At 69.6% G+C, this 23,760-nt stretch carries 18 protein-coding genes; 7 read left to right on the top strand and 11 right to left on the bottom strand.

Annotated features, from left to right (window positions below; genetic code table 11):
* Positions 1-84 precede the first annotated feature (84 nt).
* Entirely contained in the window at positions 85-504 is a 420-nt protein-coding gene (locus JOE30_RS10875) for a ChaB family protein (protein ID WP_204866634.1), read from the top strand.
* A 4-nt stretch (positions 505-508) separates the two neighbouring features.
* Here JOE30_RS10875 and JOE30_RS10870 read toward each other — a convergent pair whose 3' ends face one another.
* The 3 genes from JOE30_RS10870 to JOE30_RS10860 form a co-directional block, all read right to left on the bottom strand.
* Positions 509-1,702, bottom strand: a complete 1,194-nt coding sequence (locus JOE30_RS10870; RefSeq protein WP_027503983.1) for an acyl-CoA dehydrogenase family protein — start codon at positions 1,700-1,702, stop codon at positions 509-511.
* 10 nt (positions 1,703-1,712) lie between these two features.
* Positions 1,713-3,827, bottom strand: coding sequence for a cation-translocating P-type ATPase (locus JOE30_RS10865; protein WP_204870277.1), 2,115 nt, complete (start codon positions 3,825-3,827; stop codon positions 1,713-1,715).
* A 101-nt stretch (positions 3,828-3,928) separates the two neighbouring features.
* Positions 3,929-4,210 carry a DUF1490 family protein gene (locus tag JOE30_RS10860; protein WP_204866632.1) on the bottom strand — a complete coding sequence of 94 codons (282 nt, stop codon included), beginning with the start codon at positions 4,208-4,210 and terminating at the stop codon, positions 3,929-3,931.
* A gap of 210 nt (positions 4,211-4,420) precedes the next feature.
* On the opposite strand from JOE30_RS10860, the gene JOE30_RS10855 reads away from it, so the two are divergent.
* The 5 genes from JOE30_RS10855 to JOE30_RS10835 are packed head-to-tail and all read left to right on the top strand — an operon-like array spanning position 4,421 to position 10,598.
* On the top strand, positions 4,421-5,206 hold the full coding sequence (locus JOE30_RS10855) for an ABC transporter ATP-binding protein (protein WP_204866630.1): 786 nt from the start codon (positions 4,421-4,423) through the stop codon (positions 5,204-5,206).
* On the top strand, positions 5,203-5,979 hold the full coding sequence (locus tag JOE30_RS10850) for an ATP-binding cassette domain-containing protein (RefSeq protein WP_307806139.1): 777 nt from the start codon (positions 5,203-5,205) through the stop codon (positions 5,977-5,979). The genes JOE30_RS10855 and JOE30_RS10850 overlap by 4 nt, the downstream gene beginning before the upstream one ends.
* A 37-nt stretch (positions 5,980-6,016) precedes the next feature.
* Positions 6,017-7,510 (top strand): ABC transporter substrate-binding protein, encoded by a 1,494-nt coding sequence (locus tag JOE30_RS10845; RefSeq protein ID WP_239532355.1) that lies wholly within the window; start codon positions 6,017-6,019, stop codon positions 7,508-7,510.
* Positions 7,507-9,285 (top strand): ABC transporter permease subunit, encoded by a 1,779-nt coding sequence (locus JOE30_RS10840; RefSeq protein ID WP_204866628.1) that lies wholly within the window; start codon positions 7,507-7,509, stop codon positions 9,283-9,285. The genes JOE30_RS10845 and JOE30_RS10840 overlap by 4 nt, the downstream gene beginning before the upstream one ends.
* Before the next feature lie 20 nt (positions 9,286-9,305).
* On the top strand, positions 9,306-10,598 hold the full coding sequence (locus tag JOE30_RS10835) for an MFS transporter (protein WP_307806138.1): 1,293 nt from the start codon (positions 9,306-9,308) through the stop codon (positions 10,596-10,598).
* Here JOE30_RS10835 and JOE30_RS10830 read toward each other — a convergent pair.
* The 7 genes from JOE30_RS10830 to JOE30_RS10800 all read right to left on the bottom strand — a co-directional run bounded on the left by JOE30_RS10830 (position 10,546) and on the right by JOE30_RS10800 (position 18,591).
* On the bottom strand, positions 10,546-11,175 hold the full coding sequence (locus JOE30_RS10830) for a hypothetical protein (protein ID WP_204866626.1): 630 nt from the start codon (positions 11,173-11,175) through the stop codon (positions 10,546-10,548). The two genes, JOE30_RS10835 and JOE30_RS10830, sit on opposite strands and share 53 nt — an antisense overlap.
* A 557-nt stretch (positions 11,176-11,732) precedes the next feature.
* On the bottom strand, positions 11,733-13,217 hold the full coding sequence (locus JOE30_RS10825; RefSeq protein ID WP_204866624.1) for a 4Fe-4S binding protein: 1,485 nt from the start codon (positions 13,215-13,217) through the stop codon (positions 11,733-11,735).
* 7 nt (positions 13,218-13,224) lie between these two features.
* On the bottom strand, positions 13,225-14,133 hold the full coding sequence (locus JOE30_RS10820) for a diiron oxygenase (protein WP_204866622.1): 909 nt from the start codon (positions 14,131-14,133) through the stop codon (positions 13,225-13,227).
* A gap of 109 nt (positions 14,134-14,242) precedes the next feature.
* Positions 14,243-14,875, bottom strand: a complete 633-nt coding sequence (locus tag JOE30_RS10815; RefSeq protein WP_204866620.1) for a TetR/AcrR family transcriptional regulator — start codon at positions 14,873-14,875, stop codon at positions 14,243-14,245.
* Between the two features lie 68 nt (positions 14,876-14,943).
* Positions 14,944-15,597, bottom strand: a complete 654-nt coding sequence (locus JOE30_RS10810) for a TetR/AcrR family transcriptional regulator (RefSeq protein WP_204866618.1) — start codon at positions 15,595-15,597, stop codon at positions 14,944-14,946.
* Positions 15,594-17,069 carry an MFS transporter gene (locus tag JOE30_RS10805; RefSeq protein WP_204866617.1) on the bottom strand — a complete coding sequence of 492 codons (1,476 nt, stop codon included), beginning with the start codon at positions 17,067-17,069 and terminating at the stop codon, positions 15,594-15,596. Before JOE30_RS10805 ends, JOE30_RS10810 begins: the two co-directional genes overlap by 4 nt.
* 145 nt (positions 17,070-17,214) lie before the next feature.
* Positions 17,215-18,591, bottom strand: coding sequence for an AarF/ABC1/UbiB kinase family protein (locus JOE30_RS10800; protein WP_204866616.1), 1,377 nt, complete (start codon positions 18,589-18,591; stop codon positions 17,215-17,217).
* 200 nt (positions 18,592-18,791) lie between these two features.
* Here JOE30_RS10800 and car point away from each other — a divergent pair, with 200 nt between their 5' ends.
* Positions 18,792-22,343: a carboxylic acid reductase gene (car, locus tag JOE30_RS10795; protein WP_204866615.1), complete on the top strand. Its 3,552-nt coding sequence runs from the start codon at positions 18,792-18,794 to the stop codon at positions 22,341-22,343.
* Positions 22,344-22,350: 7 nt separating this feature from the next.
* On the opposite strand, the gene JOE30_RS10790 is transcribed toward car, so the two are convergent.
* Complete coding sequence (locus JOE30_RS10790; RefSeq protein ID WP_204866609.1) at positions 22,351-23,706, bottom strand: NADH:flavin oxidoreductase/NADH oxidase family protein; 1,356 nt, start codon at positions 23,704-23,706, stop codon at positions 22,351-22,353.
* Positions 23,707-23,760 lie beyond the last annotated feature (54 nt).

Below are 23,760 nucleotides of genomic sequence, written 5' to 3'. Positions count from 1 at the left end.
CGTCGGGGTTTTCGCGCCGCCGGACGAGGGTAGGCCACCTGAACACGAGACCCGACGTTCAGGACCCGAGAGAAGGAGGCAGTCGTGCCCACGACGGACGACGACGGCAAGCCCATCGAGTCGGAGCTGCCCTCCACCCTGCAGAAATCGGACGAGAAGGCGCAGCGCACCTTCGCGAAGACACTCGACTCCGCGGAGGAGGAGTACGACGACGAGCAGCGGGCGCACCGAGTCGCCTACTCCTCCCTGAAGCACAGCTACGAGAAGGTGGGCGACCACTGGGAGCCGAAGGACGAGAAGGGCCCCTCCGACGAGCGCGCCGAGAGCGGCGGCCCGAACCCGAAGGGCCACAGCGCCGGCGGCGTCGATGCGAACGCGTCGAAGAAGCACCTCGAGGAGGTCGCTCGCGACCTCGACGTGCACGGCCGATCGACGATGACCAAGGACGAGTTGGTCGACGCCATCGACAAGGAGAACAGGAAGCAGACCGCGAAGAAGCGGTGAGGGGTCAGCGGAAGGCCTGCTGGCCGGTCAGCGCCTTACCGATGGACAGCATGTGCATCTCGCTGGTTCCCTCGTAGGTGAGCACCGACTCCAGGTTGTTGGCGTGCCGCAACGGCGAGTACTCCAGAGTGATGCCGCTACCGCCCAGGATCGTGCGGCACTCGCGAGCGATGGCGATGGCCTCGCGCACGTTGTTGAGCTTGCCCAGACTCACCTGATCCGGCGTGATCTCACCGCGGTCCTTGATCCTGCCGAGGTGGACGGCGAGAAGGAACCCCTTGCCGAGCTCGAGCGTCATGTCGGCCAGCTTCTGTTGCGTCAGCTGGAAACTCGCGAGCGGCCGGTCGAACACCTCGCGGGAGTTCGCGTACGCGATGGCGGTCTCGAGACTGTCTCGCGCTGCGCCGAGAGCGCCGAACACGATGCCGAACCGCGCCTCGTTGAGGCAGGAGAGCGGAGCTCCGAGACTGGTGGCACCCGGCAGCATTGCCGACGACGGCAACCGGATGTCGTCGAAGACGAGTTCCGCCGTCACCGACGCACGGAGCGACAACTTCTTACCGATGGCGTGAGCGGCGAAACCCGGTGCGTCCGTAGGCACGACGAATCCACGAAAGCCCTCGTCGGTCCGCGCCCACACCGTTGCCACGTCGGCGAGGGTGCCGTTGGTGATCCACATCTTGGAGCCGGAGAGGATCCAGTCGTCGCCGTCCCGTCGGGCGCGGGTGCGCATTCCCGACGGGTTGGAGCCGAAGTCGGCCTCGGTCAGCCCGAAACACCCGATGGCCTCCCCGGTGGCGAGACGCGGGAGCCATTCCTGCTTCTGCTCCTCCGACCCGTAGCGGTGGATCGAGAACATGGACAACGAACCCTGCACGGAGACGAAGCTCCGGAACCCGCTGTCGCCCGCCTCGAGTTCCATGCACGCGAGGCCGTAGCTCACCGCATTGGTCCCGGCGCAGCCGTACCCCTCGAGGTGCATGCCCATCAGACCCATGCCGCCGAACTCGCGGGCGATCTCACGCGGAAGGGTGCCGGCCTCGAACCAGTCCCCCACCTCGGGCTTGAGCCGCTTGTCGACGAACGCGCGGACCGTGGCCGCGATGTCCCGCTCGTCCTCGTCGAGCAGGGAGTCGGCGGCGAAGAGGTCGAGCGGTCCGACGGGTGCTGCGGTGGTACGCGGTGCGGTGGTCGTCATTCTGTCGAACCTACCCGGATTCGGGCCTGTACTCGATGAGTCTCGCGCTGTTTCCGACGACGATGATGGACGACGCATTGTGCAGGATCGCCGCGAGAACCGGCGACAGTGCTCCGCCGGCACTGACGGCCAGTCCGATCGCGTTGACCGCGATCGACATGCCGTAGTTCTGGCGGATGACGGCCACCGAGCGCCGCCCCAGGGCGCGCACGTCGAGCAGTCGCGCCAAGTCGTCCCCGGCGAGCGCCACGTCCGCGGTCTCCACCGCGACGTCGGTCCCGGCGGCACCCATCGCGATGCCGATGTCCGCGGCCGCGAGCGCGGGCGCGTCGTTGGTGCCGTCGCCGACGACCGCGACGATGTGGCCCTCCGCCTGCAGGGCGCGGACGACGTCGAGCTTGTCCTCGGGCATGACCTCGGCCCGCCACTCGTCGATGCCGAGTTCGGCCGCGACCGCCGCGGCCGTGGCCGGGTTGTCCCCGGTGAGCATCACGATGCGGTGAACGCCGTCGGCCCGCAACGCGCGCAGCACCTCCGCAGCGTTGTGGCGGATCTCGTCGCGGAGACTGACCAGCCCGACCAGCACACCGTCGACCGCGAGGAGCAGGGGCGTCTCCGCGCGGTGCTGCAGACGGGACACCCACTCGGACGCGTCCTCGGAGACCTCGACGTTCTCCCGGCGCAGCAGGGATGCACTGCCCAGCAGCAGAGTGCGGCCGTCCGAGACGGTCCGCATGCCCAGCCCGACGAGCACCTCGCACTCCTCGTGCGGCGGGATCTCGATGCGACGCTCCTCGGTACTGCGGATCACGGCTTCCGCCAACGGATGTCGAGAGTGGATCTCGGAGCTGGCCGCGTACGCGAGCACCTGCTCCGGCTCCCACGCGTCGTGGAAGGCGATCACATTGGTCACCACCGGGCGCCCGACCGTCAGCGTTCCCGTCTTGTCGAAGACGACGGCATCGACGCGGCCGGCCTGTTCGAGGTGGGACCCGCCCTTGATGAGGATCCCCCGACGGGCACCGTTGCCGATGGCGGCGCTGATAGCGGTGGGAGTGGACAGGCCGACCGCGCACGGGCACGCGACGAGCAGCATGGTCATGGCCCGGCGTACGTCACGGGTGACCAGCAGCGTGGCGGCCGAGAGCAGGAACGACGCGGGCACGAAGCGACGGGAGAAGTTGTCCCCCACGGTCTGGATGGGCGCGCGATCCTCCTGCGCCTGTTCGACCCGCGCGATGATGCGGCCGATCGCCGTGTCACGGCCCACGGCCGACGCGCGGACGACGACCCGGCCGCGCAGCACGACGGACCCGGCCGACAGTCGGGTGCCCGCCGTCACGGTGACCGGCAGTGTCTCGCCGGTGATGGCGGACTGGTCGACGACGGCGTCGCCCTCGATGACGGTGCCGTCGACCGGGACTCCGACATGGTCGTGCACCACGACCTCGTCGCCGACCTCGAGCGAGTCGATGTCCACGGATACCTCGGTGCCGTCTCCGGTCCGGATCCACGCGGTGTCGTGGGTTCCGCTGAGCAGATCCGAGATGGCACGCCTGGTGCGGCGCAGCGTCAGCTCCTGCAGGTACTCGCCGATGTTCAGCAGCCACAGCACGGTGAGGGCGACGACGTTCTCACGCAGGACGAGGCTCGCGACGGTCGCCGCGGACACCAGGGCGTCCGTTCCGGCGGCGCGGCCTCCCGTGAGGGACCGCACGGCGCCCTTCAGGAAGGGATAGCCGGTGAAGACGGTGACACCGGTGGCGACGAGCCGGCTGGTGGGACCCAGCACGGGAGGTCGGCGCAGCGCGTACCGGCGGAGGCCCAGCAGGACCAGGGCCGCTCCGCCCACGGTCATGCGCAGCAGTTCGCCGGTACCGACGTCTGCCGACCGCGGTGTACGCACCGCGACCTGGCCCGGAACGAGCGCGGTCGCCGCGGGTACGGCCGTCAGCGCGGCCAGCACCGACGCGGGGTCGGTACGGGAACGGGAGTACCAGACGACGACGGACGCCGTCCGAGGGAACGCGTGCACCGCGCGGATGCCGGGAACGGCGTCGAGAAAGTCCTCGACCGCGACCGCGCGGACGTCACTTCCGGTGATCCAGTCGAGTCGGACGCGCATCCTGCCGGCGCCGTCGGAGAGGACCTCGGGTGCTGCGGGTGTCGGCGTCTCGGCGGGATCGGTGTCCGCCCGACCGGCGACCGCGGTGCTCACGTCGGCGATCAGTGGTCGTGGCCGTGACCGACGTCGGACGCGGCCGGGGGCCGCGCCTCCTCACCCATGCGATCCTTCGCCTCGGCGACCACGTCGGAGACCGCGAGACGGGCGGACTCGGCCTTGACCTCCGCCTTGCGCACCCCACGCAGGCTCACCTCGGTGACCCGGACTGCAGTCTCGCGCAGCGGTGCACGCTCGACGACCTTCTTCACACCGTTGTAGGCCGCGACGCCCACGACCCCGGTCACGACGGTGGACGCCGCCTTGGCGATGACGGGAAACATCATGATGGGACTCCCTCTGCACCGCGCTGCGAGCAGACGCGGATCGGTGACGGTGGATCGCCTGTGAGGACGACGTGCAGCGATCATAGCGTTACCGACAACCGTTGTCGGATCAGTCGATGATCGCGACCGGTTTGCCCCCGACCGTCACGAACCCCTACTGTCTCGACGACAACGATTATCAGTATCGACAGAAGGCGGAGGGACACCACCGTGCTCGAGGTCGACGACCTGACCGTCCGAGTCGGCGCCACCACGCTCGTGACCGGAATAACGTTCGATGTCGTTGCAGGACAACGTGTCGCGCTGGTCGGCGCGTCCGGTTCCGGAAAATCGGTGATCGCGTCCGCTATCGTCGGCGTCACCGCTCCCGACCTGATCGTCAGCGGTCACGTGCGCATCGGCGGTCACGACGTGGCGGGCACGCCCGTCCCCCGCCGCCCTCGGGACGCGCGGGCGGCGATGGTGTTCCAGGACTCGTCGTCCGCACTCGCCCCCTTCCTCACTGTCGGACGGCAGCTCGATCTCGCACTGCGCCACCGCGGCGAGACGAGTCGGCGACGTGCCGACCGAGAGGAACTGTTGCGCGGCATGGCCTTCACCGATCCCGAGCGCATCGCAGCAGCACGTCCGGCCCAGCTCTCCGGCGGCCAGCGTCAGCGTGTCTGCATCGCGATGGCACTGGCCTCGAACGCCCCGGTGATCGTGGCCGACGAGCCCACCACGGCACTCGATGTGGTCAGCCAGAGCACTGTCGTCGCGACTCTCGGCGCTGCGACCGGCGGCGACCGGGGACCCGCCCTGCTCTTCATCACGCACGATCTGGCCGTCGCCGCTGCTCTCTGCGACCGCGTGGTGGTCGCCGACCAGGGATCGATCATCGAGACAGGTTCCGTCACAGACGTTCTCTCGGCACCGCGCCACCCCGTCACCGCGAGGCTCGTGTCGCGCGCTCGGTCGGCCGACGCGGCGCTGCACTCCGCCCCGGTCGCATCGTGACGTCGGGATCTCCCGGTCTGCACGGCCGCGCACTGACGCGCCGGTACGACGGACACACGATCGCGGTCGACGAGGTCACCGTCTCCGTCGCTCCCTCCGAGCGAGTCGCACTCGTCGGCGCCTCCGGATCGGGCAAGTCCACCCTGCTCCGGATGCTGTTGGCGATGGAGACACCCGACTCCGGCGACGTGACACTCGACGGCGCCGCGATCCGGCCGGGTCCGGCCCGCTCGACCCGGTGGTTCCGCCGCGAGGTGCAGTACGTTCCGCAGGATCCCGGTTCCTCGCTCGACCCGCGTCGCACCGTGCTCGACTCGGTCGCCGCACCGCTGAACTGGCTGCGGTGCGAGGGCGATCACCGCGCTCAGGCGCTCGCGGCCCTGGACTCGGTGGAGGTGGCGGTGTCGATGGCCGGCGCCCGCACCGGTGAGCTCTCGGGCGGCCAGAGGCAACGGGTGGCCATCGCTCGCGCCCTCGCGTGCCGACCCCGCTACCTCGTCGCCGACGAACCGGTCAGTGGTCTCGACCTGCCGCTGCGGGATCTCGTCCTCGACGTCCTCGAGACCGTGTGCGCCCGCGACGGCACCGCGTCGCTGCTGGTGACGCACGATCTCGCCGTGGCCGCCCGCACGAGTGATCGTCTTCTGGTCATGGCCGACGGCGTGATCGTCGAGAGCGGCTCCACCACCGGCGTTCTCAGGTCCCCGCAGCACACCCACACCCGCGCCCTGGTCGATGCGGTACCGCGTCTTCCCGTCCTCTCGCGTCCGTAGTTCGTTCCGTCCGACCCTCCCCCTCGAAAGAATGCCCATGATGCGGTCCCTCCGCCGAATGCTGCCCTTCACGACCGTTCTCACCGTGTCGGCGCTCGCGCTGTCCGGCTGTTTCGCGGCCTCACCGTCCGCCGACGACGGGAGCGGCCGAGTGCGCGTGGCGATGCTGCAGCCGCCGCGCTCCGGACTGACACCGCTGAGTGACGACGCCTTCAAGTTGTCCCGGTGGTCGACGGCCGAGACCCTCGTCGTACTGGACGATCTCGGCGAGGCACAGCCTGCCCTCGCCACCGCCTGGACTCGCGTCGACGACACGACCTGGAGCATCGACCTGCGGCCCGACGTCCGGTTCCACGACGGTGCGCCGCTCGACGCCGCCGCGGTGGTCACCGCGCTCACCGCGGCCACCACCGCCTCGCCGAAGCCCCGCATTCTCGACGGTGTCGACATGACCGTCGAGGCGGACGGCACGGACACCGTGACGGTGCGCACCGCGACGGTGGATCCGCTGATACCCCAGCGACTGTCGAGTCCGCAGCTGGCCATCCTCTCGCCGGACGCGTACGCGGGCGGTGGCCCCGTCGATCCCGTCGGACACGGCACCGGCGCGTTCGTGCTCACCGCGGTGGACGGCACGTCCACGGCGACACTCGATCGCAACGACGATTACTGGGGTGGTCCGGCCAAGGCCTCGGGCATCGACGTGAGTTTCGTCCCCGACGGCACGGCGCGGGCCGCGGCGCTGCGAAACGGCACCGCCGACATCGTCGAGGCAGTGCCGGTGTCGCAGGCGGCGCTGGTCGATCCGGCACTCGTGCACGAGGTGCCCATGCCGCGCACCAACACCCTGTATCTGAACAACAGGACGGGCGCCTTCGCCGACCCGTCGATGCGTGCCGCGGCGCGGGAGGCCGTCGATGCCGATCGACTCGTCGACCAGGTGTACGAGGGCCGAGCCGACGTCGCCCGCGGACTTCTGGGACCCGCCCTGCCGTGGACGGCGGATCGGCCCGCACGCACGACCGCCCCGGCCGGCGATCCCGCGGGACGACGGATCACCCTGGGCACCTTCACCGATCGCGCGGAACTACCCGAGGTGGCGGTGCTGCTGCAGCAGGAGCTCGAGGCCCGCGGTTTCGTGGTGGAACAGGTGGTCCGGGAGTACCAGTTCATCGAGGCCGATGCTCTCGCCGGCGCGTTCGACGCGTTCATCCTGTCGCGGGCGACCGTACTGGACTCGGGTGACCCCGTCGCCTACATGTACTCCGACTTCGCCTGTGCCGGATCCTTCACGATCGCGCAGTTCTGCGACCCTGCCGTCGATTCCGCTCTGGCCACCGCCTCGGCGACCGAGCCGGGAGCAGCGCGCCGCGCCGCCGTCCTCGAGGCGGAACGGCTGATACTCGAGCGCGATGCGGTGGTGCCGATGCTGCACGAGCGCGTCGTGCAGGGTGAGGCCGCGTCGGTGTCGGGTGCGGCGCGCGATCCGCGGGAACGGATGTTGGTCACCACCGACACCACGGTCGGATGACGTCCGGCCGCGTCCTCGTCTCCGCCTCTCGCCTGCTGTCCGTCCTGGGCGTGATCGTGGTGGTCGCACTGCTGCCGTGGCTGTCGGGCCGCGACCCGGCGTTGTCGATCCTGCGTGCGCGCTCCGCCGACCAGGAGCCGACACCCGCCGCGCTCGCCGCGATCCGCGCCGATCTGGGACTCGATGCGGGTCCGATCACGCTGCTGCGCCAGTGGTTCGGCAGAGTCCTGCGGGGCGATCTCGGTACGTCGTGGAACACCGGCAGGCCCGTTCTACCCGGCGCCCTCGACGCGCTCGCCGTCTCGACGACCCTGATGGGCTTCGCCCTCGCGGTGGCCTGTGCGGTGGCGACGGTGATCGTGGCTCCGGCACTGCGCGCCGGGCTGCGGGGGCGGCCGTCCCGCTCGTCGGGTGTCGGCGCCTCGGTTCTCACCTCGGTGCCGGAGTTCCTGCTGGCATCCGTCGCGGTGATCGTCGGCAGTGTGTGGCTGTCGCTACCGTCGTACGGCTGGACCGGTCCGACCTCGGCGATCCTCCCGGCTCTCGCACTCGGCCTCCCGGCCGGCGGGCTGCTGGGCCGTCTGCTCGCCGATGCCGTGTCGGTGTCGTTCACCGAGGCGTGGGTGACCACGTGGACGGCCGCCGACGTGGATCGCGGCACGCTCGCGCGTGCGGTGCTGCGCCGCGCGGCCTCGTCGCTCACCTCCCAGATGGCCCTCGTGATGGTGGGGCTCCTCGGTGGGGCCGTCGCGGTCGAACGCGTCTTCGCCATTCCGGGGATCGGACGATCGATGCTCGGAAATGCTCAGTCGCAGGACCTTCCGGCACTGCAGACCGACATCCTGCTGCTCATGGGGGTCAGCGTCCTCATCGGTGTGGCCGCGCAGGCCGCCCGCCGGGCACTGCTCGGCCGGTCGGTGCACGATCGCGCTGTCCCGGTACCCACCGCACGAGTCGCCGCGGGTCGGTTCCCGTTCGTCGTGCCCGCCGTCGCCGCGAGCGCGCTGGGCATCATGGTGCTCGTCGGCCTGCCCCGCGACCCGTTCGCCACCACGCGAGGCAAATTCCTACCGCCGTCCCTCGCACATCCCTTCGGCACCGACGCATCGGGACGCGACGTGCTCGCCCGCGTCGCTCACGGTGCGGCACACACCGTCACCGTGTCCGCGACGGTCGCTCTAGGATGTGTGCTCGTGGGTCTGGTTCTCGGTTCGGCGGCGCGGGTGTTCACCGGTCCGATCGAGGTGACCAACGCTGCGCCTCCGGTCATCGCCGGCGTGATCGTCGCCTCCGTCGTGGGCCCCGGTGCCGCAGCAGCGGCCGTGGCCGTCCTGTCGGTCTCGTGGGCACCCCTGGCCGCGCACACCGCAGCGCTGTCGGCCGAGGTCGCGGCCAGGCCGTACGTCGCCGTCCTCCCCACCCTCGGCGCAGGTCGACTCCGCGTGCTGTTCGGGTCGGTGCTGCCGGCGGTCGGCCCCGCCGTTCTGCGTCACGGAGTGCTACGGCTGCCGGGCATCGCCCTGGCGCTCGCCGCCCTGGGCTTCCTGGGGCTCGGACCGCAACCACCCAGTCCCGACTGGGGTCTCGTGCTGGCCGACGGGGTGTCCACGGTGGAACGGGCGCCCTGGGTGGCTCTCGCGCCCCTGGCGAGCCTCGTACTGCTGGCGGTCACGGCGGTCTCGCTGTCGAGCGCCGTCCGATCCCGCCGTGGGCGTCGGCCGACCGCCGATCCTGCCGCACAGGCCGACCGTCCCACCGCGCTCTCCGCGTGCTGAGGGCATCTCGCCGCGGTCGGGTGCTTCCCTGGCACGACCTCCACGCGGCCACCCCCACCGTGAGACTGCTCGTCCTGACGCAGATGGCGTTCAACATCGGCTTCTTCATGGTGTTGCCGTACCTGTCCGTGCACCTGACGTCCGATCTCGGTCTCGGCGCCGCGGTGGTCGGTGTCGTACTCGGAGTCCGCACGTTCTCGCAGCAGGGACTCTTCGTCGTCGGCGGAACGCTGGCGGACCGCCTCGGCATCAAACCTGTGGTGCTGACGGGGTGCGTCCTGCGCGTGCTCGGATTCGTGGGACTGGCGTTCGCTCAGAGCCTTCCGGCCGTCCTGGCGGCCACGGCCCTCACCGGTGTGGCCGCGGCACTGTTCTCGCCGGCGGTCGAGAGCGCGGTGGCGCTGGAAGCGGGCGAGGGTGAACGCGCGGGTGGCCAGTCCCGCCTCGACGCGATCGCGTTGTTCACCGTGTTCGGCCAGATCGGCGCGTTCACCGGTCCGTTGCTCGGCTCCGCGCTGCTCGCGGTGGACTTTCGCCTCACCTGCCTCATCGCTGCCGGGGTGTTCGTCGTCATCACGATCGCGCACATGGCGCTGCTGCCCGCTCGACGTGCCGACTCGACCACGGACTCCTGGCTCGACGACTGGCGTGAGATCGCCCGCAACCGCCTCTTCCTCGTCTTCGCCGCAGCGATGAGCGCGCAGCTCGTCGCCTACAACCAGCTCTATCTCCTGCTGCCGCTGCGGGTCGAGCAGGTGTGGGGATCGCAGGCTCCCCTGGGATGGTTCTTCGCCGCGGCATCGGCACTCGTCGTCGTCGGGCAGATGAGCGTGACCCGAGCACTGCGCCGGTTCTCGCTGGTACGCGTGCTCCCGCTGGGTTTCGCCGTCATGGGGATCGCGTTCGGAGCGGCGGCCGTGGCCGCCCTGCTCGGTGCCGAGGGTGCCGCGGGGCTCGTGGGACCCGCCGCGTTCGTCGTGCTGCTGACGGTCGGTCAGATGATCGCCATGCCGTTCGCGCGCGACCTCGTCCCCCGGATGGCGCGGGAGCGCAGCACGGGCTCGTACTACGGCCTGCTGGCCTCGCTGGGCGGGATCGGGGTGCTCGTGGGATCGGTCGCACTCGGCGCGATCATCGACGTGATGCCGGACACGCCTGTGGGCGAAGCGGTTCCGTGGGCGGCCGCGGCGGTCCTGCCGCTCGTGGCGGCAGTGGCGTTGCGCTCGGTGGCTCGCCGACTGGTACCGGTGACCCCAGCGATCACGCCGCCAGAATCAGATCGCGACCCGTCAGAACCTCCGTCTCGCGAGTGATGCGTGCCCACACGTCCTCGGTCACGTCGTCCATGATCGAGAACCGGTCCCACCACATCATGCGGGTCCGGTAGCGCTCGTCGGGGTACGCGGCGGGGGCGATGTTCTCGGCCACACGGCCGCCGCCGGACTCCCACCGTCGCAGCACGTGATCGGCCGCCGTGGCCATGACGTATCGGGCGCCCGTGAACACCATGGTGGGCAGCGCCGTGCGGGACAACAGTGCGGAGAGCGCACCGGGATGCTGGGCGTCCGCGGAGACGAACGCGGTCTTCATCTCCACCACGCCGGCGGGCAGTCGACTGTGGATGAGTTCCGCGACGTCGGGTCGGGCGGCATTGCCCTCCCACTCCACCAGAGCGTGCGACTGGTCCGCACTGAGGTACGGGCCCTGGCCGCGGACGCCGGCGACGACCTGCCCCGCACGGTCGACGGCCGCGTAGAACACAGCGGTGTCCGCACCGTCGGCGACGCGCTCGACGTCGAGCGCGACACCCACTCCGTGGCGCTCGTAGGACCGCGTGGCGCAGGCGAGGTACTCGTCCCACAGCCCACGATCGGCGGACGGGGAACTCATAACCAGAACGGTCCCACTATCACGATCTGCAAGGCGCGTGCTGCCTTGCGTGATCAGGCGGGTGGGGGCGAGCAGAGTCGTCGACATCGGACACCTCTCGGACAGAGTTGTCGGATCGCCGTCCGGCGCCCCGACCAACAGACCACGGACTCGCCGGACGACGAATCCACACACTTATTGTCCCGCTTCCCGGGCAAAAAGTGGATTCCGCCCCGAAATCGGTGACGTGCGACGGAACTGCCCTTTTCGAGGCCCGAGAACGAACCGCAGGTCATTGACCCGTTACGACAACCTATATCCGAGTTACCCGTTCGTATTCCGGGTCGCTTTGGTGACTCTTCGTAGAACTGCACCGACGAAGCAGACTGAATTTCGTGAAAAGCCACGAAGAGCTGGTCGGCGATTCGTGGCGAATTCGCGCCCCACGACGGCGACTCAGGCGCTCTCACAGCGTCACACCGACACCCGGGAACGCAGTCAGCCCCGGACCACACCTCCTGGAGGTGCGGTCCGGGGCTGACGGTGGAGACCGGGAACGGTCGCTCGCCGCGGCTCGCCTATCGGCCGGTGCGGCCGAACAATGGTCGTCGGCCGGCCGTCGCGCGACCCGACGACGTGGCTGCGGAGAGGGAGTCCGCGAGCATCAGCTCGACGGTGCGCTCGGCATCGAGCTTGTTGTCGCCGATACCTCCCGTGGCGCCACGCTTGGCCCATCCCACGACATAGGCCCCGGCCACCGGGCGGTCGTCGGAGTCCACGACGCGACCCTCGACGTTGCGCACGGTTCCGCGGTCCGCGTCGAAGGGAAGTCCGGGAAGTGCAGACCCGCGGTACCCGGTCGCCTGCAGCACCAGGTCGGCGGGAATCGAGCTGACGACACCCGCGTCGGACGCGCCGGATCCGCGGACATCGAGCGCTCCCGGGCGTACCGCCACCGGTGCGCGCCCGAACGAGAAGACGATGCGCCGCGCGCCGTCACCCGTCTCGGCCTCGTCGGCGCGCGGTACCGAGGCGAGCGGTGCGGCGGACGCGGACAACGGCAGCGCCGCCAGGACGGAGGAGAGATCGTCGTCGCCCGCGACCAGAACGGGCACCGATGTGCGATCGACGAGCGCCTGGCACTCGGACCGGGTGAACGCGGCGACCTCGGGACCGCGGCGACCGAGCACGGTCACGTCCTGCACCGCACTGTCCCGCAGCGCAGCGAGCGCGTGGGCCGAGATGTCCGTGCCCACGAGATCCTCGACGGGAGCTGTCAGAATTCGCGCCGCGTCGAGCGCCACGTTCCCGTTACCGATCACGACGACTCGCGTCACGCCGCGCAGATTCACGGCGTCGGCGGGGACGTCGGGGTGACCGGTGTACCAGCCGACGAGGGTGCGGGCGCTCATCGGGACGACCTCGGACTCGAGGGGAAGCTGCCTGTCCCGATCGGCACCCACCGCGTAGACCACCGCGTCGAAGGTCCGCGAGAGTTCCTCCACCGTGACGTCGACACCGACCTCGACGCCGAGGCGCATCGTCACGCGCGAGTGCACGAACAGCGACCGGAAATGTTCACCGATGCGCCGGGTACTCGTATGGTCCGGCGCCACACCGTATCTGGCGAGACCACCCGGCACCGGCAGCTTGTCGAAGAAGGTCACTGCGGCATCGGTCTGCCGCAGGAGCGCCGTCGCGGTGTAGCAGGCGGCCGGTCCGGTTCCCACCACGGCGACTCGCTTCAGCGACACGGAGCCGATGTCCGCCGGTGGGAACGTCGGTGCGCCCCACGCGTGATCGACCGGCCGGTCGCGGTAGTAGTCGGCGTTCAGTTCCGCGTAGATCGCCTGAGACGGCGACAGCCGGGACACCCGCGTGATCGCGTCCACCGGGCACGCGTCCGCGCACGCGCCGCAGTCGATGCAGGACCGCGGATCGATGTACAACAGGTCGGTCTTGCCGAAGTCCGGCTCGTCCGGCGTCGGATGGATGCAGTTGACCGGACACACCGACAGACACGATGCGTCGTTGCAACAGTTCTGGGTGATCGCGAAGGCCATGGGAGCGTCAGACCATGTGGATGGTGCGGTAGACGGCCGCGGCGGGCTTCGTCAGCAGTCCACAGTCGCTGAGAAACGCCATCAGGTGCTGGCTGCTCGTGCGCATCATGACGTGGTGGTGCGTGTTGTTCTTCGCCTCGCGCACAGCCCGGTCCCGGTCGAGACCGGCCGCGGCGTAGACGTCCTTGTTCACCATGTTGGACACGATGACTCGGGCAGCGATGGCGATGAGCAGGGCCGCGGACTTACGGCGGGCAGTGGAGATCCCCGCCATGTTCTCGCGCATCTGCTGACGCGCGAAGGTCATGTGCCGCGATTCCTCGACGACGTGGATCTTGCTGGTGGTGCGCACCAACGGGAGCACGTTCTCGCCGCGCATCCAGTCGCGCTGCATGACGTCGAGCACCTCCTCGGCGACGAGGATGCCGCCGTAGGCGGCCTCGGACACGGCGAGGGTCTTGAAGCCACGACCGAGTTCGATGCTGAGCCGGCGCGGGATGTACGCCTTGATGCCCATGGTGCGGCACGCCTTGGCGAACATCAGGGAGTGGCGGCACTCGTCGGCGATCTCGGTGAGCGCGAACTGGAAGTCCGAGGACGACGAGTCGCTGCAGTACTGATCGCGCAGGACCATCTGCTGCAGGATCATCTCGAACCAGATGCCGGTGCTCATGATCGAGCAGACCTCGTGGCGGGTGAGAGTGACGCGCTGTTCGGGCGTCATCTCCTTCCACAGATCGGTGCCGTAGAGGGTGCTCCACTCGGGATTGAGGCCGAACTGCTCCGGGTCGAGGGGAGCCTCCCAGTCGACCTCCTGCATGGGGTCGTACGAGAGCGCTGCGACGGAATCGAGCAGCCGAGCAGACACGTCCTCTGCATCCGAGACGGTGAGTTCCGGGTCGAGTGTGCTGGTCATGGCGTCGTCCTTCCGTGGGCGGGTACATCTCCGTGACTAACTGTGACAGAGGTTATCAGGTACTCGCCGTCACGGGAAGACGTCGCAAGGTCCGGACGGTGCCGGATCGTCAGGAGATCTGGGGCATCTCCAGATCCGTGTGCGCCACTGCCCGAGCGGTGTCGGGGTCCGTTCCGAGCATCACCAGCAGACGCTCCGCTGCGTCGTCGATCCGGCGGTCGTCGACGGAGCCCGGGTCCTCGAGCCACCGGTGCACCAGGGCGAACAGCACACCCGCGGTCATCGCCGTCGCGAGAGACAGGTCCTCGATCTCGAGTCGTCCGGCGTCCACGGCCGCCGCGAGATCCCGGCGAGCCCGCGGCCCGAGACCACCGGGCGCGTCGAGCAACGCGAACCCCGACCGGTCGACGATCTCCGCGGCCTGACGATGCGAGACGGCGGCACGACCGGTCCGCCTGACGGCGTCGCAGAAGATCTGCACGGGATCGTCCGAGCGAGGCGAGACTCCGTCGAGCGTGTCCCCCATCTGTTCGAGAACCTGCTCCACGGCGGCAGCGAAGAGTGCTGGCTTGTCCTCGAAGTGGTTGTAGAAGCTCCCGAACCCGACGTCGGCGGCGGCCGTGATGTCGGCGATGCTCGCGGTGGAGGAGCGCCCGTCGGCGATCATCTCGCGCGCGGCGTCCACGAGAGCCTGGCGCGTGCGCGCCTTCCGTCGCTCGAGCCTGTTCCCGGCAGTCTGCATCCGGAAAGTCTAGGTCGACGGGCGCTCGATCGTCGGCGCGGCGAGCCCGCTGACGACGCGTCGCGACGTCAGCGGGAGACGGGAGCGGACCAGATCCCCACGATCGCGTCGACGAGGTCGATGCCGCACGCGGTCCAGTACGGCGTCGGATCGGCGCCCGACGCGGCGAACTCCGCCTCTCGTTCGGCCATCACGTGCGTCAGCAGAGTGCGCGCCATGGCTCCTCTGGCCGAGCGGACGTCGGCAGGAATCGGGGGCAGACACGAGGTGATACCGGTGAGCGTCTCTCGCAGTGTCGCCGACGACAGTGCCTCGTCCACCAGGATCGGCCGCAGCACCGGATCCGTCATGACCTGGGAGGCGAATCGCGCGTACCAGGTGGGGGCGCCGAGCTCGGCGAAGTACTGCGTCGACGGCAGGACCAGGGCCGACACCCACGCTCGCAGATCGGCACCCTCCCCGATCGCCGCGACGTGGCCGGATCGGATCCGTTCGACTCCGCCCGTCCGACGGACGACGATCGCGCGGACGAGGTCCTCCTTGCTGCCGAAGTGATAGCCGACCACGGCGCTGTTGCTCTGCCCTGCCGCGTCGCCGACCTGACGATTCGACACCGCCACGACACCGTTCTCCGCGTACAGCCGCTCGGCGGCACCCAGGATCGCCTCGCGCGTCGCCTCGGACCGCGCGGACGGCGCTCGCGTCGACCGGGCCTGGCTCATTCCACCGTCTCGGTGGCCCGGTCGATGACGGAGCCTCCGACGACCTCGGACGCCTCCCCCTCGCCGCCCTGGTGACGCGGAAGGAAGGAGGCGAGCACGACCGAGAGAATCGCCGCGCCGGCAGCGACGGCCATGGTGACCCGGAACGCGGCCTCGGTCGGCACCGCGGTGGATCCGAACGACACGGTCATCGACGCGAGGACGACGCCCGCGACCGCACTGGCGAACGACGTTCCGAGGGATCGCATCAGCGTGTTGAAGCTGTTGGCTGCCGCCGTCTCGGAGGCGGGCACCGCCGACATGATCAGGGCGGGCATCGCTCCGTACGCCAGTCCGATGCCTGCACCGATGACGAGAGAGACCACGATCAGCTGCCACACCGCGCCCATCATCACGATGCCCAGCAGGTAGCCGACGGCGACCGTGGCCGCGCCGGCCATGAGCGTGGTCTTCGGTCCGCGCGTGGTGGTGATACGGGAGGACACCGGCGCGACGGCCATCATGATCAGTCCGGACGGCGCCATCACCAGGCCCGCGACGAGGATCGACTGTCCCAGACCGACACCGGTCGCGGCGGGCAGCTGAAGGATCTGCGGCAGAACGAGACTGAGCGCGAACATCGCGAAACCGAGCATGATCGACGCGGCGTTGGTGAACAGCACCTGCCGCCGCAGCGAGACCCGCAGGTCCACCAGTGGCTGGGGAGTGCGCAGTTCCCACACGATCCACGCCGCGAACGCGAGGACGGACACCAGCAACAGGCCGAGGATCGACGCGCTGCTCCACCCCCAGTCGGAACCCTTCGAGATCCCCAGCAGCAGGGTCACCAGGGCGACCGACAGCGTGAGCGCTCCGCCGATGTCGAACGTGCCGCCGGTGCGCACCGCCGACTCGGGGACGACGACGACGACCGCGACCGCCACCAGCGCGCCGAGCGCAGCCGCCGTCCAGAACAGGAAGTGCCAGTCCGCGTACTCGGCGATGATCGCCGCGGCCGGAAGACCCAGCGCTCCGCCGACTCCGAGCGACGCACTCATCAGCGCGATCGAGCCGGGAAGCTTGTGGCGAGGCAACACGTCCCGCATCACGCTGATGCCGAGGGGAATCACACCGGCGGCGAGACCCTGCAGTGCCCGTCCCACGACGAGGGGCACGAGGCTGTTCGCGAGGGCACCGACCACCGATCCGGCGACGAGCAGCGCCAGGCTCACCAGCAGCATGCGCCGCTTGCCCACCATGTCGCCGAGTCGGCCGGTCACGGGAACGGCGACCGCACCCGCCAGCAGGGTGGCCGTGATGGCCCACGCGGTGTTCGCCGCCGAGGCGTTCACCAGACCGGGGAGCTGGGGAACCAGCGGGATGATCAGTGTCTGCATCAAGGCGACCGTGATGCCGGCGAAGGCCAGTACCGCGACGATGCGTCCGGTTCCGGTCTCCTCCGTCTCGGCCGTGGCAGCGATGGGTGAGGACATGAGGCGAGTCTCTTCTCAGCTAGTTTGAAACAGCTGTTTTAAACTAGGCACCGATCCTTACCCACGTCAACGTTCTCGACGCTCCTGTGGCCCGCATCACCACGGCACCGGATGTCGCACCGCCGCCGAGGGGGATTGCGTTCTGTCATGCGGGCGGGGGCTGCCATGCCGCGATGTCCGCACCCATGGCGGTGCTCGGCGGTTCGTCGTACAACCACTCGCGCGCGATCCGCCCCCAGTTCGCGGTGGCACGGAGTTGCCCCAGGATGCCGAACGTCAGGAAGTCGGCGCGACGGGAGAAGACGTGCTCGGGCGGCAGCCACTGCTTGGTCATGGTGCCGAAGCTGCCCGATCGGGGGTCGACGGCAAGGACGAAACACGCCCCCGCCATCTCGGGCGTCACGGTGACCGACCCGTCGTTCAGGCTGAGTTCCGCTGCTGCGCAGACATAGTCGAGACAATCGCTCGCCGTCACGGCGGCGCCGGGGTCGAGAATCCCCCGCGCGGACATGGCGGTGAGTAGATCGTCTCCGCGCCCCTCGATCGCCGCTCGCAGGCACTCTCTCTCGAAACGCACGTCCGCCGGACTCATCCGCAGGTACAGACCGAAGTCGACGAAGGTGACCCGCCCGTCCCGAGCCAGCAGGACATTGCCCGGATGGGGGTCACCGCAGAACTCGCCGAGCGTGTGCAGAGACCCGATGTAGAAGCGGAACACCGTCTCACCCACCCGGTCTCGCACCTCCGACGACATCACCCGGATCTCGTCGAACGGCACCGCGTCGACGAACTCGGTCGTCAGGACCGCCGCGCCGCACCGCTCCGGCACGGTGTCCGGAATGAAGAAGTGCGGGTGCTCCCGATACAGTGCCGCGACGCGGCGCTGCGTCCGCTCCTCCGCCGGGTAGTCCAGTTCCGCCTCGAGGTTTCGGCGCAACTCGTCGACGACGGCACGCGAAGACAGCATGGGGATCGACGCCGGCAACAGCTTGACGTAGAACGACAGATTCTTCAGGTCGGCCCGCACCGCGTCGTCGATACCGGGGTACTTCACCTTGACGGCCACCTCCCGGCCGTCGTGCAAGCGGGCGCGATGCACCTGGCCGATCGACGCGGCGGCGAACGGGCTCTCGTCGAACTCGGCGTAGAGCGACTCGATCGACTCGCCCAGGTCCGCCTCGATCACGGTGCGCACGTCATCGAACGAGACGGTGGGTGCGCGGCTCTGCAACTCGGCGAGCTTGCGGTGGAACTCGTCGCGGTGCTCGTCGGGGACGAACGACAGGTCCAGCATCGACAGCATCTGGCCCAGCTTCATGGCCGCTCCGCGGAGACCGCCCAGGACGGTCACCAGCCGTTCGGCCGAGCGGACGGCCTCCTTCGCCGTGAGTGCGGCACGTAATTCCTCGGTGCGACCCGCCATGCGTACTCGCATGGTGGCGTTGCGCGCCGTGCGACCCGCGACGAGGCGACCCACCTCGGCGCCCCGGGCCACCCTGGACGTCGGCATCTTCTCCGGCACTCCCCCAGTATCCCGCACCGCGCCGAGGCTCGATCGATCGCGGCACCGCGGACCCGGAAGTTTCTGGCGCACCGGACATCTCGGGCGCTCTATGTCGCACATCACGTTTCCGGAGGTCCGCGAGGGCTTACTCTTACTTCGAGTAACGATATACCGCGCGACGGGGACCGCGCGACGTCGATCAGAGGGGGAAACACAGCATGACCAGCACCATCACATCAGGAGACACACGGACCGACGCTGTTGCCGCCCGCGCGGCACACCTGTTCGACACCGATGCCGAGGTGCGCGCCGCGGCCGCCGACCCCTCGGTGTCGGCTCAGGTGGCGGACCTGACGCCCGATCTGCATGCCATGGTCGAGGTGGTCATGGATCGCTACGCCGACCGGCCCGCACTGGGTCGCCGGGCGTACGACGTCGAGGTCGCGGACGACGGTCGCCGGGTACGTCGGTTGCAGCAACGAATGGACACCATCACGTACGGATCGCTGTGGTCCGATGCCCTCGATCTCGCGACCGCGCTCGGCGACGTCGCCACTCCGGATGCCTTCGTCGCGACCCTGGGATTCGCCGGCGCCGACTACGTCGTCGCCGAACTGGCGACGGTCCGGGCCGGTGCCGTCGCCGTTCCCCTCCAGTCCGGCGCTGCTCCCGGACGCCTCGCCGACATCGCCGCCGAGGTCGAGCCCGTCGCGCTCGTCGTCGACAACGAACAGTTGTCCACCGCCACGGACGTGGCCGCAGCGTGCCCGAGCATCCGCCGCATCGTCGTCCTCGACCACGACGACCGTGTGGACGACGACGTGGACCGCCTCGCCGAGGCTCGACGATCCGCACCGGGCACGGTGCTCGCGATCGAGACGCTGCGGGAAGCGATCGCACGCGGTCGCACCCTCCCCCGGCTCGCTGGTCCCGAGGCCGTCGACCCCGACCGGATCGCCACGTTGATCTACACCTCCGGCAGTACCGGAACCCCGAAGGGCGCCATCCACACCCAGCGCATCGTCTCCCGCCTGTGGTCGACGTCCCACTGGTACGACCAGAGCACCGAGTCCGACGCGGCCGTACGACCCGGTGCGATCACGCTGGACTACCTGCCCATGAGCCACCTCGCCGGACGCGCAGTGGTGTTCACGACCCTGGCTGCCGGCGGCATCGTGTACTTCGCGAGTTCGAGCGATCTGTCCACGCTTCTCGACGACTACGCACTCGCCCGGCCGACCGTGGCCATGCTGGTTCCCCGTGTGTGCGATCTGCTGCGGCAGACGGCCCTCGGACGCATCGAGACCAGGGCGCATCGCACCGGCGAGAGCGCGGACGACGTCCGCGCCGAGGTCCTCGAGGACATGCGATCCACCACACTCGGTGGCCGCATCCTCTCCGCAGTGGTGGGTACCGCGCCGACCTCCCCCGAGGTGATCGAGTTCGTCTCCGAGCTCCTGGACACGGCAGTGCAGAACAACTACGGCTCCACCGAGGCCGGCATGGTGTTGTTCGACGGCGTCGTCCAGCGGCCGCCGGTGCTCGAGTACCGCCTCGACGACGTTCCGGAGCTCGGGTACGCGGTGACCGACCGCCCCTACCCGCGCGGTGAGCTTCTCCTCAAGACCGATTCCCTCGTACCCGGCTACTACAAGCGGCCGGACGTGACGGCCGAGATGTTCAGTGCGGACGGCTTCTACCGCACCGGAGACGTGGTCGCGGAGACGGAGCCGGACCATCTCGTGTACGTCGATCGCCGCAAGAACGTGCTGAAACTGGCGCAGGGTGAGTTCGTCGCCCTCTCGCGCCTCGAATCGATCTACGCGTCCGCCGACGCCGTCGACCAAATTCATCTGCACGGCAGCGGCGAGCGGTCCTACCTCCTCGCCGTGGTCGTGCCCGCCGACGGAGCCGACACCACCACCGTGCTCGACTCCCTGCAGGCGCTCGCGCGCGAGGAGCAGCTCGAGTCCTACGAGGTTCCGCGCGACATCGTCCTGGCCGCGGAACCTTTCACGCAGGAGAACGGGTTGCTCTCGGGAGCGAACAAGCAGCTGCGTCCCGCGCTGACGGCGCGCTACGGCGAGGCGCTCGAGGACAGGTACCGCGAGATCGACGAGGGGCAGACGGCGAAGATGAGCCAACTGCGCCGCCGCGGCGCCGACGCACCCGTCCTGAGGACCGTCGGTGAGGCCGCCGCGGCGCTGCTGGGATGCGCCGGCACCGAGGTCTCGCCCGATGCGCACTTCACCGATCTCGGCGGTGACTCGTTGTCCGCGTTGACGTTCGCCACCCTGCTGCAGGACATCTTCGAGGTGGACGTCCCCGTCACGGTCGTCATCGCGCCGTCGTCCGATCTCGCGGCGATCGCGACCCACATCGAGCGGCGACGCGGCGACGCGGATGCCACGGGAGCCGCGACCTTCGCCTCGGTGCACGGAGCGCAGGCGACTCACGCCCGCGCCGATCAGCTGACGCTGAGCGCAGTCCTCGGCGCCGAGTTCCTCTCGTCCGCGGATGATGTGGGACCGGTGCGCACCGACACCCGGACGGTGTTGCTCACGGGCGCCAACGGGTATCTCGGTCGCTTCCTGTGCCTGGAGTGGCTCGAACGCCAGGCCGCGGTCGGCGGCACCGTCGTGTGCCTCGTGCGCGGACGCACCGCGGCGGACGCTCGTGCCCGTCTCGACACCGCGTTCGACACCGGTGACCCGGCCCTGTGGTCGCGGTGGACGGAGCTGGCCGACGCCGCACTCGAGGTCGTCGTCGGCGATGTGGGCGAGGCGAACCTGGGCGTGAGCGTCGAGGAGTACACGTCGCTGGCCGAGCGGATCGACCGCATCGTGCATCCCGCGGCCCTGGTCAATCACGCACTGCCGTACGAGCAGTTGTTCGGCCCCAACGTGATCGGCACCGCAGAGATCGCGCGGCTCGCCCTGACACATCACCTCAAGCCGGTGACCTACCTGTCCACCGTGGCCGTCGCGGCGGGCGTCGCGTCCTTCTCCGAGGACGGCGACATCCGCGAGATCAGTCCGGTCCGCGTTCTCGACGAGTCGTACGCCAACGGGTACGGCACCTCCAAGTGGGCGGGTGAAGTGGTGCTGCGCAACGCCTCCGATGCCTTCGGACTCCCCGTGACCGTGTTCCGTTCGGACATGATCCTGGCGCACCCCCGGTGGACCGGTCAGCTCAACGTCCCGGACATCTTCACCCGCACGGTGCTGTCGCTGATCGCCACCGGCATCGCTCCCGAGACGTTCTACCGGCAGGACACGGGCGCACCCGTCGACGATGCGGGACGTCCGCGCGCACACTACGACGGACTCCCCGCCGATTTCACCGCCGCGGCGATCACCGAGCTCGGTGGCGGCGCGACGTCGGGGTACCGGACCTTCGACGTGCTCAATCCCCACGACGACGGCATCTCTCTCGACACCGTCGTCGACTGGATCATCGAGTCCGGCAGGCCGATTCGGCGCATCGCCGACTACGACACCTGGTTCGCCGAGTTCTCCGACGCACTCGAGTCCCTGCCGTCGGCGCAGCGGTCCGCCTCGGTGCTGCCGCTGCGGCACGCCTACGCGCGGCCGGACCTGCCGACCGCCGGGTCACCGCTGCCGGCCGAGGTGTTCCGTGCCGCGGTCCGCGACACGTCGACACCGGGGTCGGCACTGGCGGACATCGACGACATCCCGCACCTGTCACGCGACCTCGTCGCGAAGTACGTGCGTGATCTCGAGGCGCTGGGGTTGATTCCGACGCTCTGACCGGCGATCAGCGTCCGGTGCGTGACCGGACGAGCCGGACGGCGGGATCGAGGATCCGGTGGCGTGCGAGCGCGAACGCTGACCCCACGGGGGAGCTCGCACCGCCACCGGATCCTCGCCGCGCCGCGGTGAAGGCGTCGATCCCGTTGCGCTGCAACGACGACAGCAACGTCTTCGCCACCGGCCGCGCCGGATCCGGATCCTTGCCGGCACCCATCAGATGCAACTGATCGGTGTGCCACTGTAGATCCAGCAGTCCCCCCAGCGACCGGACGGAGCGGTGGGTGGCGAAGCGGGCAGGCACCGGAACGGAGATGGACGGGCTGGGCAGTGCGGTGACGGTGCCGTCGAGAACGTCCCGCGCCGCTCCGGGCAGCACGGCGGTCGGGCGGCCGAGTCCCACCATCTGACACGCACCGGACCGCACCGCGTCCAGCATTCCGTCGCGCGTGCGGAACCCGCCGGTCACGGCGAGCGGGATGTGCGGCGCGAGGTCGCGCACCGTCACGGCGTAGTCGAGGAAGTACGCCTCGCGCGACGCCGTACTGGCCGACACCGCGGTGCCCATCATCGCGGGCGACTCGTAGCTGCCGCCACTGATCTCGAGGAGATCGACCGGCAGATCACCGATCATGGAGACCACCTCGCGGGACTCGTCCTCGCTGAAACCGCCGCGCTGGAAGTCCGCCGAGTTGAGCTTGATGCCGACGGCGAAGCCCGGGGAGACGGCGGCGCGTACTCGTCGCACCACCTCGAGCAGGAAACGCGCGCGCCCCTCGATGTCGCCGCCCCACTCGTCGGTCCGCAGGTTCGTCAGGGGCGAGAGGAACTGACTGACGAGATAGCCGTGGGCGGCGTGGATCTGCACTCCGTCGAACCCCGCCTCCTCGGCCACCGCGGCCGTCGTCGCGAACCGCGACAGGATGTCCTCGATGTCCGCACCGGTGGCCGCGCGGGGCGCGGGGATCCCGGGGATGTCCAGGCCCACCGCGGACGGGGCCAGGGTGCCGCCGACCGTCGTCACCGGGTTGCCCTGACGGCCGGGGTGGTTGATCTGCATCCAGATCGGACTGCCACCGTCCTGCGCCGTCTTCGCCCACCGGGAGAGGGCGTCCAGATCGCGGCCGTCCGCGACTGCGACGTTGCCGGGCTCACCCAGATGCCGGTGGTCGACCATGACGTTCCCGGTGACGAGGAGCCCGTAGCCGCCGTCGCCCCATCGGCGGTAGAGACGCGACAGTCTCTCGTCCGGAGCGTTGTCACGGGTACCCAGCGCCTCACTGAGCGCGGACTTCATGATCCGGTTCGGCAGGACCTGACCGTTGGGCAACGTCAGCGGTGCGGACAGCGACACGTCAGGCATGGAACCCCTCGTCGGGTGAATGGGTGGGTGGATCCGTTCCCCGGAGTACACCAG

This window comes from Rhodococcus sp. PvP016 (assembly GCF_017832185.1).
Classification (GTDB): Bacteria; Actinomycetota; Actinomycetes; order Mycobacteriales; family Mycobacteriaceae; genus Rhodococcoides.
The sequence above is the reverse complement of the archived record's forward strand: the minus strand, read 5'-3'. Positions and strand labels throughout refer to the sequence as shown.

Bases quoted from the DNA above. Each gene is read 5' to 3' on its own strand.
- JOE30_RS10870 (WP_027503983.1), bottom strand. From the start codon at position 1,702: ATGACGACCACCGCACCGCGTACCACCGCAGCACCCGTCGGACCGCTC.
- JOE30_RS10865 (WP_204870277.1), bottom strand. From the start codon at position 3,827: ATGCGCGTCCGACTCGACTGGATCACCGGAAGTGACGTCCGCGCGGTC.
- JOE30_RS10860 (WP_204866632.1), bottom strand. From the start codon at position 4,210: ATGATGTTTCCCGTCATCGCCAAGGCGGCGTCCACCGTCGTGACCGGG.
- JOE30_RS10845 (WP_239532355.1), top strand. From the start codon at position 6,017: ATGATGCGGTCCCTCCGCCGAATGCTGCCCTTCACGACCGTTCTCACC.
- JOE30_RS10840 (WP_204866628.1), top strand. From the start codon at position 7,507: ATGACGTCCGGCCGCGTCCTCGTCTCCGCCTCTCGCCTGCTGTCCGTC.
- JOE30_RS10830 (WP_204866626.1), bottom strand. From the start codon at position 11,175: ATGAGTTCCCCGTCCGCCGATCGTGGGCTGTGGGACGAGTACCTCGCC.
- JOE30_RS10825 (WP_204866624.1), bottom strand. From the start codon at position 13,217: ATGGCCTTCGCGATCACCCAGAACTGTTGCAACGACGCATCGTGTCTG.
- JOE30_RS10820 (WP_204866622.1), bottom strand. From the start codon at position 14,133: ATGACCAGCACACTCGACCCGGAACTCACCGTCTCGGATGCAGAGGAC.
- JOE30_RS10815 (WP_204866620.1), bottom strand. From the start codon at position 14,875: ATGCAGACTGCCGGGAACAGGCTCGAGCGACGGAAGGCGCGCACGCGC.
- JOE30_RS10810 (WP_204866618.1), bottom strand. From the start codon at position 15,597: ATGAGCCAGGCCCGGTCGACGCGAGCGCCGTCCGCGCGGTCCGAGGCG.
- JOE30_RS10805 (WP_204866617.1), bottom strand. From the start codon at position 17,069: ATGTCCTCACCCATCGCTGCCACGGCCGAGACGGAGGAGACCGGAACC.
- car (WP_204866615.1), top strand. From the start codon at position 18,792: ATGACCAGCACCATCACATCAGGAGACACACGGACCGACGCTGTTGCC.
- JOE30_RS10790 (WP_204866609.1), bottom strand. From the start codon at position 23,706: ATGCCTGACGTGTCGCTGTCCGCACCGCTGACGTTGCCCAACGGTCAG.